The sequence below is a fragment of the uncultured Catenibacterium sp. genome (genome assembly GCF_900540665.1).
In the GTDB taxonomy this organism is placed as follows: Bacteria; Bacillota_I; Bacilli_A; order Erysipelotrichales; family Coprobacillaceae; genus Catenibacterium.
Genome location: NZ_UQGV01000058.1, coordinates 1 through 16,817, shown reverse-complemented (window position 1 = coordinate 16,817; position 16,817 = coordinate 1). Strand labels below are relative to the sequence as shown.

16 protein-coding genes and 1 other annotated feature are annotated in these 16,817 nt (G+C 35.1%); of the genes, 1 reads left to right on the top strand and 15 read right to left on the bottom strand.

What is annotated here, in order from left to right; genetic code table 11:
• Nucleotides 1-137 precede the first annotated feature (137 nt).
• The 15 genes from udk to QZQ55_RS08000 all read right to left on the bottom strand — a co-directional run bounded on the left by udk (nt 138) and on the right by QZQ55_RS08000 (nt 16,124).
• Nucleotides 138-764, bottom strand: coding sequence for a uridine kinase (gene udk, locus QZQ55_RS08070; protein WP_295092073.1), 627 nt, complete (start codon nt 762-764; stop codon nt 138-140).
• Complete coding sequence (locus QZQ55_RS08065; RefSeq protein WP_295092069.1) at nt 754-2,004, bottom strand: U32 family peptidase; 1,251 nt, start codon at nt 2,002-2,004, stop codon at nt 754-756. Before QZQ55_RS08065 ends, udk begins: the two co-directional genes overlap by 11 nt.
• Entirely contained in the window at nt 1,988-2,908 is a 921-nt protein-coding gene (locus QZQ55_RS08060) for a peptidase U32 family protein (RefSeq protein ID WP_295092066.1), read from the bottom strand. The genes QZQ55_RS08065 and QZQ55_RS08060 overlap by 17 nt, the downstream gene beginning before the upstream one ends.
• A gap of 1 nt (nt 2,909) precedes the next feature.
• Entirely contained in the window at nt 2,910-3,503 is a 594-nt protein-coding gene (locus QZQ55_RS08055) for an O-methyltransferase (RefSeq protein ID WP_295092063.1), read from the bottom strand.
• Nucleotides 3,503-4,534, bottom strand: a complete 1,032-nt coding sequence (mltG, locus tag QZQ55_RS08050; RefSeq protein ID WP_295092060.1) for an endolytic transglycosylase MltG — start codon at nt 4,532-4,534, stop codon at nt 3,503-3,505. The genes QZQ55_RS08055 and mltG overlap by 1 nt, the downstream gene beginning before the upstream one ends.
• A gap of 77 nt (nt 4,535-4,611) precedes the next feature.
• Nucleotides 4,612-5,703, bottom strand: coding sequence for a beta-propeller fold lactonase family protein (locus tag QZQ55_RS08045; RefSeq protein WP_295092057.1), 1,092 nt, complete (start codon nt 5,701-5,703; stop codon nt 4,612-4,614).
• Between the two features lie 37 nt (nt 5,704-5,740).
• Nucleotides 5,741-6,064 carry a DUF1292 domain-containing protein gene (locus QZQ55_RS08040; protein WP_295092054.1) on the bottom strand — a complete coding sequence of 108 codons (324 nt, stop codon included), beginning with the start codon at nt 6,062-6,064 and terminating at the stop codon, nt 5,741-5,743.
• Between the two features lie 3 nt (nt 6,065-6,067).
• Nucleotides 6,068-6,490: a Holliday junction resolvase RuvX gene (ruvX, locus tag QZQ55_RS08035; protein ID WP_295092051.1), complete on the bottom strand. Its 423-nt coding sequence runs from the start codon at nt 6,488-6,490 to the stop codon at nt 6,068-6,070.
• Complete coding sequence (locus QZQ55_RS08030; protein WP_006506263.1) at nt 6,490-6,747, bottom strand: IreB family regulatory phosphoprotein; 258 nt, start codon at nt 6,745-6,747, stop codon at nt 6,490-6,492. The genes ruvX and QZQ55_RS08030 overlap by 1 nt, the downstream gene beginning before the upstream one ends.
• Before the next feature lie 59 nt (nt 6,748-6,806).
• Nucleotides 6,807-9,413, bottom strand: coding sequence for an alanine--tRNA ligase (gene alaS, locus QZQ55_RS08025; protein WP_295092048.1), 2,607 nt, complete (start codon nt 9,411-9,413; stop codon nt 6,807-6,809).
• A gap of 31 nt (nt 9,414-9,444) precedes the next feature.
• Nucleotides 9,445-9,639 (bottom strand) — a binding site (T-box leader).
• 42 nt (nt 9,640-9,681) lie between these two features.
• A complete protein-coding gene (locus tag QZQ55_RS08020) occupies nt 9,682-10,653 on the bottom strand; it encodes a Na/Pi cotransporter family protein (RefSeq protein WP_295092045.1) in 972 nt (323 codons plus the stop codon).
• Nucleotides 10,654-10,799: 146 nt separating this feature from the next.
• Nucleotides 10,800-12,989: an ATP-dependent RecD-like DNA helicase gene (locus tag QZQ55_RS08015; RefSeq protein ID WP_270396599.1), complete on the bottom strand. Its 2,190-nt coding sequence runs from the start codon at nt 12,987-12,989 to the stop codon at nt 10,800-10,802.
• Nucleotides 12,989-14,119, bottom strand: coding sequence for a tRNA 2-thiouridine(34) synthase MnmA (gene mnmA, locus QZQ55_RS08010; RefSeq protein ID WP_006506267.1), 1,131 nt, complete (start codon nt 14,117-14,119; stop codon nt 12,989-12,991). The genes QZQ55_RS08015 and mnmA overlap by 1 nt, the downstream gene beginning before the upstream one ends.
• A 61-nt stretch (nt 14,120-14,180) precedes the next feature.
• Complete coding sequence (locus QZQ55_RS08005) at nt 14,181-15,107, bottom strand: ROK family protein (RefSeq protein ID WP_006506268.1); 927 nt, start codon at nt 15,105-15,107, stop codon at nt 14,181-14,183.
• Nucleotides 15,108-15,155: 48 nt separating this feature from the next.
• Nucleotides 15,156-16,124: an RluA family pseudouridine synthase gene (locus QZQ55_RS08000; protein ID WP_006506269.1), complete on the bottom strand. Its 969-nt coding sequence runs from the start codon at nt 16,122-16,124 to the stop codon at nt 15,156-15,158.
• 74 nt (nt 16,125-16,198) lie between these two features.
• Here QZQ55_RS08000 and QZQ55_RS07995 point away from each other — a divergent pair, with 74 nt between their 5' ends.
• Complete coding sequence (locus QZQ55_RS07995) at nt 16,199-16,732, top strand: NUDIX hydrolase (protein ID WP_270468610.1); 534 nt, start codon at nt 16,199-16,201, stop codon at nt 16,730-16,732.
• Nucleotides 16,733-16,817: the final 85 nt, after the last annotated feature.

Below are 16,817 nucleotides of genomic sequence, written 5' to 3'. Positions count from 1 at the left end.
ATTTTGATTCCACTATTCAATACTTTGATTCTATTAATCTTAATTCTTTTAATTATGTGGCTTTCATCCCATAGACAAGCCTATGGTTTTTTCGCCACTCATTAATAACATACTTATTTTAATTAGACAAGAACGATTTAATCGCCTAGAATACTACTTATTTTTGTGATCAATAAATCAATTGCGACAGTATTTGTGCCACCTTCTGGAATAATAATATGAGCATATTTCTTAGATGGTTCAATGAACTGTTCATGCATTGGTCTGACAGTCTCTAAATACTGGTTGCAGACTGAATCAACAGTTCTTGCACGTTCTTCTACATCTCTTCTTAATCGTCTGATAAAGCGGATATCAGCATCTGTATCCACATAGATCAGAATATCACAGAGATTTCTTACCTCTTCTTCTGCTAATACAAAGATACCTTCAAGAATAATAACATCACGATCTTCAATGACTTCTGTGATATCACTTCTTGTATGCTTAGCATAATCATAAGTAGGCTTTTCAATTCTTTCTTTCTGTTTAAGTTTCTTTAAATCTGATACTAATAGATCATTATCAAACGCAAATGGATGATCGTAGTTTGTTTTAACTCTTTCTTCCATTGTCTTGTCACTTTGATCTTTGTAGTAATCATCCTGTTTGATGATTTTTACTCTATGACTGCCTTTAAAACGGTCATAGATGGATTGCGCAATGGAAGTCTTACCAGAAGCACTTCCTCCTGCAATCCCAATAATGACAGCTTTATTTTCCATGGTTTACCTTCCTTCCCATATCATTCTCTAATACTGGATAATCAATTTCTACATAAAGTATTTCCATTGGGTGGTTCGCTACTTCCACCAATTCATTATCTTCATTATAAATCTTATCAACAGTAAAATAAATATTTGAATGACTAGGAGAGAATATTTCTATCTTGTCCCCCACTTTAAAATAGTTACGTTGTTCAATTTTTGCACGTTTTGTTTCTTGATCATATCCTAGAACACGCATGACGAATTCCTGTGTAGGATGTTCATCTCTTAAGTTATAAAGCTGTTCATCTACACCAGGATTATCATAGAAGAATCCATGACAGAATGCTCTATTGGCTGCCTTCTGTAATTCATCTTCATATTTCTGTGAGTCCGCAAAATGATCAGGATCAGCGCAATATGTATCAATAAGTTTTCTATATGTAGATACAACAGTCGCAATATAATGAACAGACTTCATACGTCCTTCTATCTTGAATGAATCTATACCACATTCAATTAATTCACCAATATGATGGATGAGACACATATCCTTAGAAGACATAGTAAATGGGAAATCTTCATTGATAGACTGTCCATTTTCTTCTAAATCATAATACCAGCGACAGCTCTGTGAACAGCCACCTCTATTGGCATCTCTTCTTGAATAGTAATTAGATAACATACAGCGACCACTATAAGAAATACACATTGCCCCATGTATGAAATACTCTAAGTCAATATCAGGAGCATTTTTTCTAATATCCTTAAGGTCAACAAAAGTTGTTTCACGACCAAGTACAACTCTATCCATTCCCATATCTTCAAAGAACTTAACAGCAGATGAGTTAGTGACAGACATCTGTGTGGAGACATGAACTTCTAGTTTTAAGTTCATGCTTTTTGCTAGATTCATAATATATGGGTCTGCCACAATAATAGCTGTAACACCTGCATCATCTAATGCCTGTAAGTATTCTTTAATACCTTCTAGGTTATCATGATGAAGAATGATATTACATGTAACATGTATTTTAGCACCATATTGATTAGCGAATTGTACCGCCTCTTTAATATCTTCTATAGAGAAGTTAGATGCCTGGGAACGTAAAGAGAATTCTTTACCACCAATAAACACTGCATCTGCACCATAGATAATAGCTGTTTTAAGCTTTTCTAGGTTTCCTGCAGGGGCAAGTAATTCTGGTTTCTTTACAATCACACGACGACCATCAATAATCTTACTTATTGGCTGCATCTTCTAGATCCCTCCTCTTTACATCTTCAAGACGATAAATTGTATCATCATATAGAAAACCACGATCAAGAGGTTTTGATATCTTTCTTAATAAAGGAAGATATTCCTTCACTTCTTTATCATATGTACCTCTTTCTAGGGCTTTAAGACAATCACAATACATACTAGTGACTTCTACTGCTTCTCTTGAATCCATAAACATTGTTTCAATATAAAGGTAGTCAAAGTCCTTTAGTGTATTGAATAAGTCCAATGTATATAGTCTAGATTTACTGAACACAGCCGTTCCACGGCTTGTTTCATATATATGACATGGGAAATCCTGTCCACGTGGATTGATTGTAAGAGCATCTTTATTATGGTCTAAAGTAGTATTGCTTGCTGATTCATAGTTAGAAATCAAATGTCTCTTACTCATCATCATATACTGTACACCATGGCCTAATACAAATAATGGCATATCACAATTCTTACGGATTTCCAGCTGTTCCTTTAAAGATATTTCTTTAGAAACAAAAGCACCAGAAATACCATAATGAGATAAAGTATTCAATGTACTTGAATTGGTATTAAGAGTTAAAGGGTGATAAATCATCTTGAAATCATAACCCTTTTGATTCACCATACGTAATACACCAAAATCCTGGAAAATCAATCCATTGATTCCAATCTCATGTAACGCATCAATATGCTTTTCTAAGCCTTCTAGATCATGTTCGTCATACATAGCATTTACATAAACATAAAGTTCTTTAGCCTGTTCTTTAATTTCTTTCAATTCTTCAATAGAAAACTTCACTGGTGTCAAAACACTATAGTCTGATCCAGCCATAATCAAAGAAACACCCATATCAACATAATCATAAAGATATCCACGATTATTTAAATTAATTGCGATTTTCATTTTAATCCTTTCTAGTAATGATACATAGACCATCACCTACCTGCACATAATGTGCATCATACTCTTCATTAGAGAAGATCCAGTCTTTAAAACGTTTGATCTTTCTTACAAGAGCACGTGTGTTTCTATTCTTAATATTTGGTATATCAAAAATCATGCCATGGAAATCAAGATTATCCACTAACACAAATCCATCTTCCTTTAAATAAGGGACATATTTTTCAAAGAAACGCTGATATTGCGCTTTAGCCGCATCAATAAATAGACAATCATAAGGAGCATGATTCAACAATGTATCATCAAACTCTAATGCATCTTCATGATAGATTGTGATGTTGTCTTCCTGATGGAAATCCTTAATATTTACAACTGCTTCCTGATAACGTGTATCATCTCTTTCAATTGTATCTACATGAAGACCTTTGACATGAGTTACCATCATTAAAGATGAATACCCAATGGCACTTCCAATCTCTAATACAGACTCCGCATTTCTCTTATTTAATTCATCAATAAGGTATTCAATACCTTCCTTCTGCATAATAGGCACATCTTTCACAAGTGCATATTCTTCTAATTCATAAAATGATTTCATTAATACCACTTATTCTCCTTCACTGCTTTTTGATGTTCTTCATATTTCTTTGAATAGATGACAGTCCCATCTTTCTTCGCAAAGAAGAATAAATAATCAGATGGTGTATAGTTTGCGACTGCATCCATTGTCTTTTGTGGAACACATGCAATAGGACCAATAGGAAGCCCTGCATATTTATATGTATTATAAGGAGAATCAATCTTAGTCATCTTTGTAGAGACTTTGACACCTGTTCTATTTAATGCATAGTTGACAGTAATATCTGACTGTAATCTCATACCTATCTTTAAACGATTGATAAATACGCCCGCAATGGCTGGACGGTCTTTATCAAATAAAGATTCTCTTTCTACGACTGAGCATAATGTTAAGAATTGATGAGGTGTATAACCAAGCTTAGTCATTGAATCCTTATAAGGTGTTAATTGTTGATCCATATAATCCAGCATTTCTTCTGTGACCTTTTCAATAGTTGTAGATTCACCATAAAGTACATATGTTTCTGGATAGAGATAACCTTCTAATGGATAATGAATGCCCTTTTGAAGAATATCATCACTTAAGAACCAATATTTAGAAATTAACTGCTTTAAATAAGACTGATCAGCCCATTTATCTAATACTTCCTGTTCTGTTTTACCAGTTACATTTGCAACTTTTTTAGCCACCTGAGGAATAGTGATTCCTTCAGGAATAGTCAAGGAAGATTTCACAACATAAGGACTGTTCATCTTTGACATGATGTCATACATCTTTGAAAGTGACATATTCTTATTCAAATTGTAAGTCTGAGAAACAACAGACGGTTTATGAAGTTTTAAATAAACCTTCGCTGCTAATGTATTTTTTACTAAACCTTTTGATTTTAATGTATTTAATACTGTATAGGCATTCTCACCCTTTTTTACAGTCACATGTACGACTTCACTTTTAGAAGAGACATGTCCTGTACCACTTATATAAAATAAGCCTGTTCCTCCAATTAATAATACAACTACAAGGACTGCCGCTATGATTTTCTTTTTCATACTTACATCTCCTTTTCCTTAACCATTATATAGAATTAAGCCGATAATTGCCATAAAAAAAAAGGCATGAAAATGCCTTATTTTACTACACGTAAGTTTTCTGCTCCTTTTTCCATACATACTGGGGCATGGATAGTGAATTGATGATGTGTTTCATATAGAACAGCACGTTTTTCATCTTCTTTAATTTCAAAGCTTTCAAGTGATCCACCCTGTTTACATGCAACAAGCAGGTACTTATCTCTAAATAAGAGTAAAGATTTAGGTCCTTCATCTGTTTCCATACAGTCCACTCTTGTAAGTTTTCCTGTTTTTGCGTCTCTTTCAAAGGCAACAAGTGTATCATCACCTTTATTAATTACAAAGATGAAATGTCCATTTTCAGTAATAACCATATCCATAGGTGTATTCACACCATCATATTCATCTCTAGAATAAGTCATCACTTCATCAACTAGAGTAAACTTGTTATGCTTTACACTATAACAAGCAATTGTACTTGAAATTGAATTCAAGATATATGCAAATTTACGGTTCTTAGAATAAACAAGCTTCAATGGACCACTGCCAGGAGTAAGCTTGAATGATAATTCTTCATCCTTGATTAATTCACCCTTTTCACCTTCAGTAAAGAAGATCACTTCATCGCCACCTAAATCAGTGACAACAAGTTTAGTATTATCTGGAGTGAATGTCATAGATGTAGGATGAGATTCAGTCTGTTTTACTGGATCAATACTATGACCATCTAGTTTTACTGTTTTTGATACTCTAATGATTTTAGAAGTCTTAATTGGTACAGTGACTACTTCACCATTATAATAATCAATTGCATAGGCATAATTACGATCTTTATTTAAAACAGTCTGGATATATGTACGTCCTTCATTACCAATTCTTGCTGCAAGTCCTAGCTGAAGTTCCATGCAGGCATACTGCCAGATCCCACCATCCTGAGCGCGTCCTGTCCCATTACGGTAAGTCAAGTACATAAAACGTCCATTTCTATTCATTGCAAGAGGGCTGGCAAGAGACTTAACGAAAGATTTCTTAATGATTTCTCCGTTATCTACATTAAAATAGAATGCATAGATACCACGATCAAGGTCTGTTCCTTCACTGCCTACAAAGAAAATATCTACTGTTTTTGTTTTATTAAAAAGTCCCATAATAATCTCCTTACTAAAACTAGGTAACGGTTGTTACCTAGTTCTTATCACATTCAGAACAATCTGTGACGCAGTCCCCATCTTCGCATACGCAGCCATCACATTTATCATCTGTTGCTTCTTCATCATGCATATTGAAGTCTTCTAGAACTTCTTCTAGACGCTCCCATTCAGCTGGATCTTCAATATCGTATAAATGATTGTCATCATCATAACGAGATGCAAAAATCTGCTCATCATCGTCTTCACTATAATACATGACATATTTATTTCCGTTCTCTTCATCCTCATAAGTGAAAAGAATTTCAAATACGTTTTCTTCCCCATTATTATCAGTAATCACAATTTTATTGTCGTTCATTGCTTATCTCCTTATCTTATCAAGATAGCCCTGAAGAATTTCAACTGCTGCCATCTTATCAACAACCTGTTTACGTTTCTTTCTAGAAACATCACCAAAAATCAGATTATTTGTCGCTATAACAGTAGTTAATCTTTCATCTTCAAGAATAACTTCAACATCCATCATCTTCTCTAAACGTTCTTTAAAATCAATAGAAATCTGTGCACGTTCACCAAGATCACCATTCATATGCTTAGGTAATCCTAAAACAATTGTATGAATATTATTCTCTTCTACGATATTCTTGATATGATAAGCACATTTCTTATAAGCGTTTTCGCTGAAATGATAAGTTTCTACACCATGTGCAAGCATTCCTAATGTATCACTTATCGCAATACCGCAAGTACGTGAACCTAAATCTAGTCCTAAAATCTTTTCCACTATTTAGACTCCAAATAAAACTTTACAAGTTCTTCAATAATTTCATCACGATCAGCCTGCTGAATAATAGATCTTGCACTCTTATGACTTGAAATATAAGCAGGATCATTAGAGATCAGATAACCAGCAATCTGGTGAACTGCATTATATCCTCTTTCTTCTAAAGCCTCAGCAACTGTCATTAAGTTGTTTCTAATTACTTCTCGCTTGAGATCTTCTGAGTTAAATACTCTTGTCTGTGTATAATCTTGTGCCATAATGAACCCTCCCTATACAAATTATATTTTAGTATAAACGAAGATGAAATTCAATTTTTTTACAATTTAGATTTTAAAGCAGCGATTGCTTCATCAATCTTATCTAATGTAGGTGCACCACCCTGAGCGAAATCTGGTTTTCCTCCGCCACGGCCATCAAGTACTTCATTCATAGCTTTAACTAATACACCTGCTTTATATGTACTTGTAAGATCTTTAGTAATACCTACAAAATATGAATTTTTTCCTTCATAAGTGCTTGTCACTACGACAATACCACTACCTAACTGGTCTCTAAAATCAAATGCCATCTGCTTAGTAGCTGCATTATCCTTTTCTACATGAGTATAAAGGAACTTCACACCATTGACTTCTTCAACCTGAGATGCCTGGTTCTTTGCTTCTAATGCATTCAACTTACTAGTTAATGTTTCGATTTCTTTCTTCATTGCATTAAGTGAAGTCATAGTGCTTTCAGCTTTTTCTACAATCTTATTCAAATCATTGGCCTTAAGTACAGTACCTACTTCTTCTAAAGTTTCTTCAGATTTTCTTAATGCTTTATAAGCTCTCACATTAGTCACTGCTTCAATTCTTCTTACACCAGAACCAACTGAAGTTTCCATTTCAATCTTGAATAAACCAATCTTTGCAGTATTAGAAACATGTGTACCACCACATAATTCAACTGAGAAGTCACCTACACGTACAACTCTTACAACATCACCATATTTTTCATCAAATAAAGCTGTTGCACCTGCATTGATTGCTTCTTCCTTAGGCATTTCTTTTACATCTACATCTACACCCTTGAAGATATATTCATTAACCATATCTTCTACAGCTGTCAATTCTTCTTTAGTCATCTTTGATGGATGAGTGAAATCAAAACGTAATCTGTTTTCATCTAAGTATGAACCAGCCTGTCCAACATGTGCTCCTAAGACATTCTTTAATGCTGCATCTAATAAGTGAGTGGCTGTATGGTTATTTTCAATTAAAGCACGACGTGCTGTATCTACTGTTAATTCTACAGTATCACCTACATGTACAATACCGCTAGTTAATTTAATATAATGTAAGTGCTGACCATTAGGTGCCTTTAATACATTCACTACTTCCCCATCAAACTGATCTGAATGAGCAGAACCTGTATCTGCACACTGGCCACCCATTTCAGCATAGAAATTAGTTGTTTCAACAATGATTTCACCTTCATCAGTTAATTCTTCAACCTTTTCTCCATCCTTGAATAGTCCAATGACTGTAGTCTTACAAGGTGCTGTGTTGTAAACAAAAGTAGAAGGTGTAGTGAAATCCATTAAATCAATCTTCTGAGAAGCCATTGATTCTCTTTCACCACGTGCTGCACGTGCACGATCCTGCTGTGCTTTCATTTCTACCTGGAATCCTTCGCTATCTACGCTGAATCCAGATTCTTCAGCTATTTCAATAGTTAATTCTAGTGGGAAACCATATGTATCATATAACATGAAAGCAGTAGAACCATCAATCATCTTATTATCAGAGTGTGCAATAACATCTTTGATCTTCTTTTCACCCTGAGATAATGTCTTATGGAATGCCACTTCTTCCTTCTTAACAGCCTCTTTGACGAATTCTGCTTTTTCTGGAAGATAATCATAGAACTCTTTCATATTTTCTACTACAACATCTACTAAAGTATATAAGAAAGGCTTATCGATACCGATGTTCTTACCATAACGAACAGCTCTTCTTAAAATTCTTCTTAATACATAACCACGTCCTGCACGGTCAAACATAGCACCATCACTTAATGCGAATGTAACAGTACGGATATGATCGGCAATAACTCTATAAGCCATCTTATCTTCTGCATACTTTACATCAGCTAATTCTTCTGTTGCATGAATGATAGGTAAGAACAAGTCTGTATCGAAGTTTGTTTCACCTTCCTGGATGATTGAAGTAATTCTTTCAAGACCCATACCAGTATCAATATTCTTATGTGGTAATTCTTTATAATCCTTACGATCAATTGTAGGATCACAATCAAACTGTGAGAATACAATGTTCCAGATTTCTACATAACGATCATTTTCCATTTCTTCAAAGAATAGTCTTTCACCAATATGATCTGGGTCATATTTTTCTCCACGGTCGTAGAAGATTTCACTATCTGGTCCACCAGGTCCTGCACCGATTTCCCAGAAGTTATCTGCAGTCTTTAAGATATGTGATGGATCTACACCACATTCTTTAGTCCATACATTGTACGCATCTTCATCATCTGTATAAACAGTGATATATAATTTATCTTTATCAAAAGCAAGCCATTCTTCTCCTGTTAAGAATTCCCATGCAAAATGAATTGCTTCTGTTTTAAAATAATCACCAATAGAGAAGTTACCTAACATTTCAAAGAATGTATGGTGACGTGCTGTCTTCCCTACGTTTTCAATATCGTTTGTACGAATAGATTTCTGTGCATTTGTGATACGATGACATGCTGGTTTTTCTGTACCATCAAAGTATTTCTTTAATGCAGCTACACCTGCATTGATCCATAATAATGTTGGGTCATCATGTGGAATCAATGAAGCACTTGGTTCAACCATATGTCCCTGTTTCTTGAAATATTCAAGGAATAATGCACGAGTCTGATTACCTGTTAACTTTTTCATAATATCCTCCTAAATAAAAAAGCCGTTCCTTAAAAGGAACGACTTAAATCGCGGTACCATCCTTATTCATAGATACTATCTATGCCCTTTATGACTTTAACGCAGTCATACGTTGATGTTTACATCACTCTCGAAAGGAGCCTTCCTTCATACACCCAAGAACTTGCACCACCCGTTCTCTCTCTTAAGACCTCTATGAAGTACTTGTCTTTCTCAACGATTATGCACCTATTATACATAAAAAAGAGATAAGGCGCAAGCCTTATCTCTATTCTTCGATTAAAGAACCTTCTGCAAGCATTTCACCTTTGATTGGTAATAACTTGTAGATAAGTTTCATAAACACCGCATCAAATGGCAGCATAATAAGTGTAGTCGCAATATTAAATACTGTATGGAAATTTGCCACCTGATGAGCTGGAGATCCAGAGAATGCTGCAATCCATGATAATAATGGTGTAACAGAACATACAATCAAGAAGAAGATTGTACCTACTAAGTTAAATAAAACATGGAATGTCGCAATACGCTTAGAATTTCTACATCCAGTCACTGATGCAAGAATAGCAGTAATACAAGTACCGATGTTTAATCCACATACCATGAATGCTGCTGTGCTAAATGGAACTAAGCCCTTAGTTGCAAGTGCAGAAAGGATACCTACTGCTGCACCAGAAGACTGGATCAATGCAGTAAAGGCAGCCGCAAATAATACTGCAAGTATTGGATTAGAAAGAGTTGTCATTAATTTAATAAAGACCGGTTCCTTCTGAAGTGGCACAACGGCCCCGCTCATCATATTCAGACCCATGAAAAGAATACCAAATCCAGTCATGACTGAACCAATACCTCTTACCTTACGACTCTTAAAGAATAAGCACATGAAGACACCCGTAACGGCAAAGACCGGTGCAACAACACCTACATTAATTGCAATCATCTGCGCTGTAATAGTTGTACCGATATTAGAACCCATTACAACCCAGATACATCTGTTTAATGTCATCAAGCTAGCATTCATGAAACCAATCAACATAACAGTCACCGCAGAAGAACTCTGCACAGCAGCTGTTACACCGATTCCGACAAGAACACCTTTAAATTTTGTATTTGTTAATTTTTCTAAGATAGTTTTTAAGCGGTCACCTGCAGCATCTTCTAAGGAATCACTCAAAACCTGCATTCCATACAAAAAGAGTGCCAGCCCACCTAACAAATCAAGCCAGTTAGTTATTTTCATAATCTCGTTTTCCTTCTTTTACCACTCCATTATAACGTGTCTCCACGCAAATGTCGTTAACTAAATGTTAAAATAATCTTAAGTTTATGTAAAGTACTTTACAAAAATAACTTAAATTTAATGTTTTTAACGAATTATTTACTTGATTATTCGAAGTCAGATATCGAAAAAGTAGAAGTATTCTGTCTCTCCTGAAAGCGTTTGAGTAATGTTGTGCGTCTTTGTTCATCCTGATTATTATGTAGACCTCGAATAAAGACACTATGATCTCCTAAGATAAACAAAGACTGCTTAGCTCTTGTGATACCTGTATATAATAAGTTCTTCTTCATCATGATGCTATATTCTGGCAGCACTGACATAATAACAATCTTAAATTCATTACCCTGAGATTTATGAACGGACATGCAATAAGCATGCCTTAACATATTGAATTCACTGGTACGATAATTGACAAACTGACCATCAAAGTCCACTGTCAAGCTGTCATAAGGTAACCCTGTATCTTCCTTACTTTCTATTTCTACTAGAATACCTACATCTCCATTATAGACATCATCATCCGGACGATTTCTTAATTGAAGAAGCTTATCTCCTTCCCTAAAGATTTTACCGCCCACTTTGATTTCAGCTTTATCACTTGTGGGTGGATTAAAAATAGCCTGTAACGATTCATTTAAAGCATCTATACCTGCAACACCACGATACATAGGAGCAAGTACCTGTACATCAGATGCATCATAACCTTCTTCGACTGCCTTTTTCACAATAATCTGTACACAATGAGCGACATCTTTATTAGGACAGACAGTAAAATGAATATCACGATAATCATCAAAGACATGTGAATCATATTGATCGTTTCTAATATCATGGGATAATGCCACAATGCCACTGCCTTCTTCTTGACGATAAATAGTCTGTAAGCAGATATGAGGAATACCACTCAATAACATATCCTTTAAGACATTACCTGGTGATACAGATGGCAGCTGCTGGTCATCACCAATAAGCAGAATCTTATGAACATGACCACAGGCATCTAGTAATTTAGAAAATAAGAGAGTATCTACCATCGAGAACTCATCAATAACAAGGAGATCTATATCTAAAGGATGATCGGCATTCATAGAGAATGTATTAGTAGATATATCCCATTTTAATAAGCGATGAATAGTGGATGCCTCTAGTTTAGTCAATTCTGATAGTCGCTTAGCCGCACGTCCTGTAGGTGCTACCAAACCAATCTTTTCATCAGGATATAATGAACGATAAACCTTTAAAATAGCCTGTACGATTGTTGTTTTCCCTGTACCTGGACCACCTGTTAAAATAAGCGCAGATTCTTCTAAGAACTTCTTAATCGCATTCTTCTGTATTTCATCATATGTAATACCCTGTGATTTTTCTGTTCTTTTAATTTTTTCATCAATTAAAGACTCTTCAATAGGATTAGCTGATTGATTCAGATAACGTTCAAACTTTTCAGCAATCATCTTCTCACTCTCATATAAATCATCTGGGTAATAACGATCTTCTTCCTGAATTACTTTTGTACCTGTAATATCATCTAGATTCTTCTCAAATAATTCATCAGGACATTCAGGTAGCATACGTCTGAAATTATGATAAAAAGATTCATAATCACTATAGGTACTTCCTGTTTGAAAACATAAATCCATTAAAGAAGCCAGAATCCCTGCCTGAATACGTTTTTCATCAAGTGGCTCTACACCGGTTTTCATTGCGAGTTCGTCAACACTTTTAAAACCAATACCTTCTATATCATCAATAAGACGATAAGGATCATTCTGCAATACATCAAGTGTCTTCTCTTTATAATAATTCTGTATTAAAGTCAGATTACGCGTAGAAATACCATTGCCCATAAAGAAAGATAATACCTGCTGATCATAATCCTGACTCGTGAGTATACCAACAATATTATTTTTAATTGTCTCACTCATATGAGGAATCCCATTTAAACACTCTGGATTCTCCTTAATAGTTGTAAGAGCTTTTTCACCTAAAGCATCCACAATTCTTTCAGCCATCTTCTTACCTACTCCCTTAAAGAGCGGTGAAGAAAGATAGCGGATAATCTCACCTCGATCATCCGCTAGAATTATCTCATAAGAAGACACCTTGAATTGTTTTCCATAACGTGGATGTGTCACATAGTTCCCTTTAATACGATAACGATCATCATTATTGACATAGGACATATTTCCTGTAATAGTGATTTCTTCATCATCTGTCTCAAAAACTGCAACTATATATTTATTTTCTGGATTATAGAAAATAACCTTACTTATAATGCCTTCATATTCTTCCATTATAGATAATCAATCTCCTTGCCGTCTTTATAGACTTTATCAATCGTACCTCCGCCTAGACATACATCTCCATCATAGAAGACAGCTGCCTGTCCTGGAGTGACCGCCTTGATTGGTTTCTTAAATGTAACATAAAGTGTTGTTTCATCAATAAAGTGTAAAGATACATCATTATCTTTCTGGCGATATCTAAACTTAGCCGTACAATCATATTCACCTTCTGGCTTTGTTTTAGATACCCAGTTCACATCAGTAATCAATGCGCCATGAGACAATAACCATTTATTACTATCCCCCTGAGCAATATATAAAATATTCTTATCATAATCTTTTCCAACGACAAACCAAGGCTCACCATTACCGCCAATACCTAAGCCTTTTCTCTGCCCGATTGTATAGTACATAATACCCTGATGATCACCAATAACCTTCTTAGATACAATATCCACCATCTTGCCTGATTTAGCAGGAATATAGTTCTTTAAGAATTCTCTAAAGTCTCTTTCACCAATGAAGCAGATTCCTGTAGAATCCTTCTTATGGGCTACAGGAAGATCAAGTTCTTCCGCAATTCGTCTTACTTCAGGTTTAGTGAGTTCACCAATTGGGAACAGTGAGTTATTTAACTGATTCTGATTCAATTGACATAAGAAATAAGTCTGATCCTTATTATTATCTACACCACGAAGCATCACAGATTCTTTTCCTTCAGTATGAACAACACGGGCATAATGTCCTGTCGCAATATAATCAGCATCAATAGACTTAGCATAATCTAAAAAGGCTTTAAATTTTATATGTTTATTACATAAGATATCAGGATTAGGTGTACGACCTTTCGCATATTCTTCTAGGAAATATGTAAAGACCTGATCCCAGTATTCTTTAATAAAGTCCACTCTACGAATTTCAAGCCCAAGATGAGTCGCAACAGCCTGCGCATCCTGATAATCTTTTTCTTGTGGACATACATCGTCATCATTTGTAGGGTTACCTAGAATATCATTATTTAATGAACTATCCCAGTTTCTCATAAATACACAGATTACTTCATAACCTTGTTTCTTTAATAAATAAGCAGCAACGGCACTATCTACACCGCCACTTAATCCAAGTACAACTCTTTTCATGTTCTACCTCCCTTTGTCTAGTATTCTACCACACAAAAAAGGCTCTTGAAAGAGCCTCCTATTATTCTGCGTTCATTCTTGTCATTGGAAGCATTGCAGCACCGATAGCACCACAGTCTTCTAATTCTGTTTCAAGTAGTGGAATATGATTTCTCATACCTACATGAATCTTCTGATTGAATTCTTTTGTTAACTGGTCTAGGAAATACTTCTTAGACTTCATAACACCGCCACCTACTACAAAGCAATGTGGATCAACTGTATGTGCGATATTTGCGAATAATGTAGCAAGTTCACTAATACATTCATCCGCAATACCCTGAGCTGTTTCATTACCTTCAGCCGCTAATCTAAATACATCACCTGCATGATGTACTAAATCCTTTCCAAGAGCTTCCTGACCCTTTCTAGTGATTGCAGTACCAGAACATTCTCCTTCTGCAGCACCTGGGTTTAAAGCCCCCTGCTTATAACCATTATTCTTAACGATAATATTACCGATTTCACCAGCATGTCCTCTACCGCCAGAAATTAGCTGTTTATTTACTGTAAAAGCGCCACCAATACCAGTAGAAACTGTTACATAATAACAAGTTGGATAATTCTTACCAGCACCTAATACTGCTTCAGCAAGACCAGCAACGTTTGCATCATTATCTAAAAATACAGGTTTATTGAATTTTGTAGATAACTTTTCAGCAATTGGGTAATTTTCAAAACCAGGAAGGTTGCTTGCCATAATCATAACACCCTTTACAACATCAACTGGTCCAGGTACACCAATACCAATACCTTCTACATTTTCAATACCACCACATACTGTATAATCGATTGCTTCAATCTGACGACAGATTTTTGCAGTAACAGCATCTGGTCCTTTTTCTCTTTCAGTAGCATCCTTCACTTCACTATATGACTGACCATTTTCATCAACAAGTAAAGTTCTTACGTTTGTACCACCTAAATCAATTCCAATATAATACTTCATGTTCTCTATACCTCCTTGAAATATTATATTACATATTACACTTCCACGCTATGAAAAAAGTTCTTTTTGTATCTTTTCTAACTGTTCTGGTAATTGTGAAGTAACCGTTTTACCTTTTAAGTAACTCATAGAGCCTATCGGATTCACAAAAGTTAATCGATAAGCATGGAGGAATTGATGATTAAGATGGAATTTCTTCTTTACTTCCTTATTCCATTCAAAATCTCCATATTTACTATCACCCATAACCGGATGTCCTGTCGCACTTAAATGGATACGAATCTGATGTGTACGGCCGGTGATGAGCTGTACTTCTACTAAAGAGCAAGTAGAACATCTTTTTAAGACATGCACTATTGTTTTCATAGATAAAGCCCCCGGTGTATCTTTCTTTACTAAATACATCTTTCCTTCATCTTCATTCTTTTTGACATATCCTGATAATGTGGCATCCTTCATATGTCCCATTGCAATAGTGAGATACTTCTTTTCAATGCCTTGTCTTGTTTTCATCATTGTATTTAAATCCTGAAGTGCTCGCATATCTTTACCAAAGATCACAAGTCCACTTGTATTACGGTCTAAGCGATGCACTGGACCTGGTGTAAAGCTGATATTCTTTTCTGGATCATATTCACCCTTCTGATGTAAATAAGTAAGTACCTGGTTAGATAATGTATTCACTGATTCATTAATATCTTCATGAACAAGTAAACCGGCAGGTTTATCTACAATAAGAATATGTGCATCTTCATAAACAACTTTAAAAGTAATAGGTAACTCATAAATTGTTAAAGGCTTTGTGTATTCCTTGAATTTATCTTCATATAAGAATAGTTCCACCTCATCTCCCGAATGAAGAATATAGTTTTCCTTTACTCTTTTGCCATTTACTTTAACATCTTTTTTTCTTAACATTTTATATATAAGTGAAGAAGGTGCCTGGACGAGCACTTTCTTGAGATATTTATCTATTCTTTGATGATCATCATATTGATCGATTACTAATTTTTTCATAACGTCTCCTTTACCCCCCTCATTATAGCATACACCTCTTAGATTATGGTATAATAAAAGTCGAGGTGACAATCATGGAAAAACAAATAGATTCAACAACAATTTATGATGGAGCCATCATGAAGGTGACTAAGGAACACGTATTATTACAAGACGGTAATACTGCCGTACGTGAATGTGTGTATCATCATGGCGGTGTGTGTATACTTGCGATAGAGAATGATGAAATTATTCTTGTAAAGCAGTTCCGTTATCCAAATAGATGCGATACATTAGAAATACCTGCTGGTAAGCTAGAATTAGGAGAAGATCCTGATAAGGCCTGTTATCGTGAATTTGAGGAAGAAACAAATAGACGTGCTAAAAACATGCGTCCTATCTTAAAGATGCTTCCTACACCTGGATATTCAAGTGAAATACTCAGAATATATGAAGCAGAAGACTTCAAGGAAGTAGAAGATTCTTTACAGTGTGATGCGGATGAATTCTTAAATATCATTAAGATGCCAATTGATGAAGCCTACAAAGCAATCTTTGATGGACGTATTATTGATGGTAAAACTGTCATTGCCGTTATGTATGCTTACAATAGAAAACATTGTAAATAGTAAAAGAGCTCTAGTTTGAACCGCCCCTGTCAAGTAGACAGGTGAAATAATTAAAAACATGTACCCTTGCCTGCCACGTAGTGGC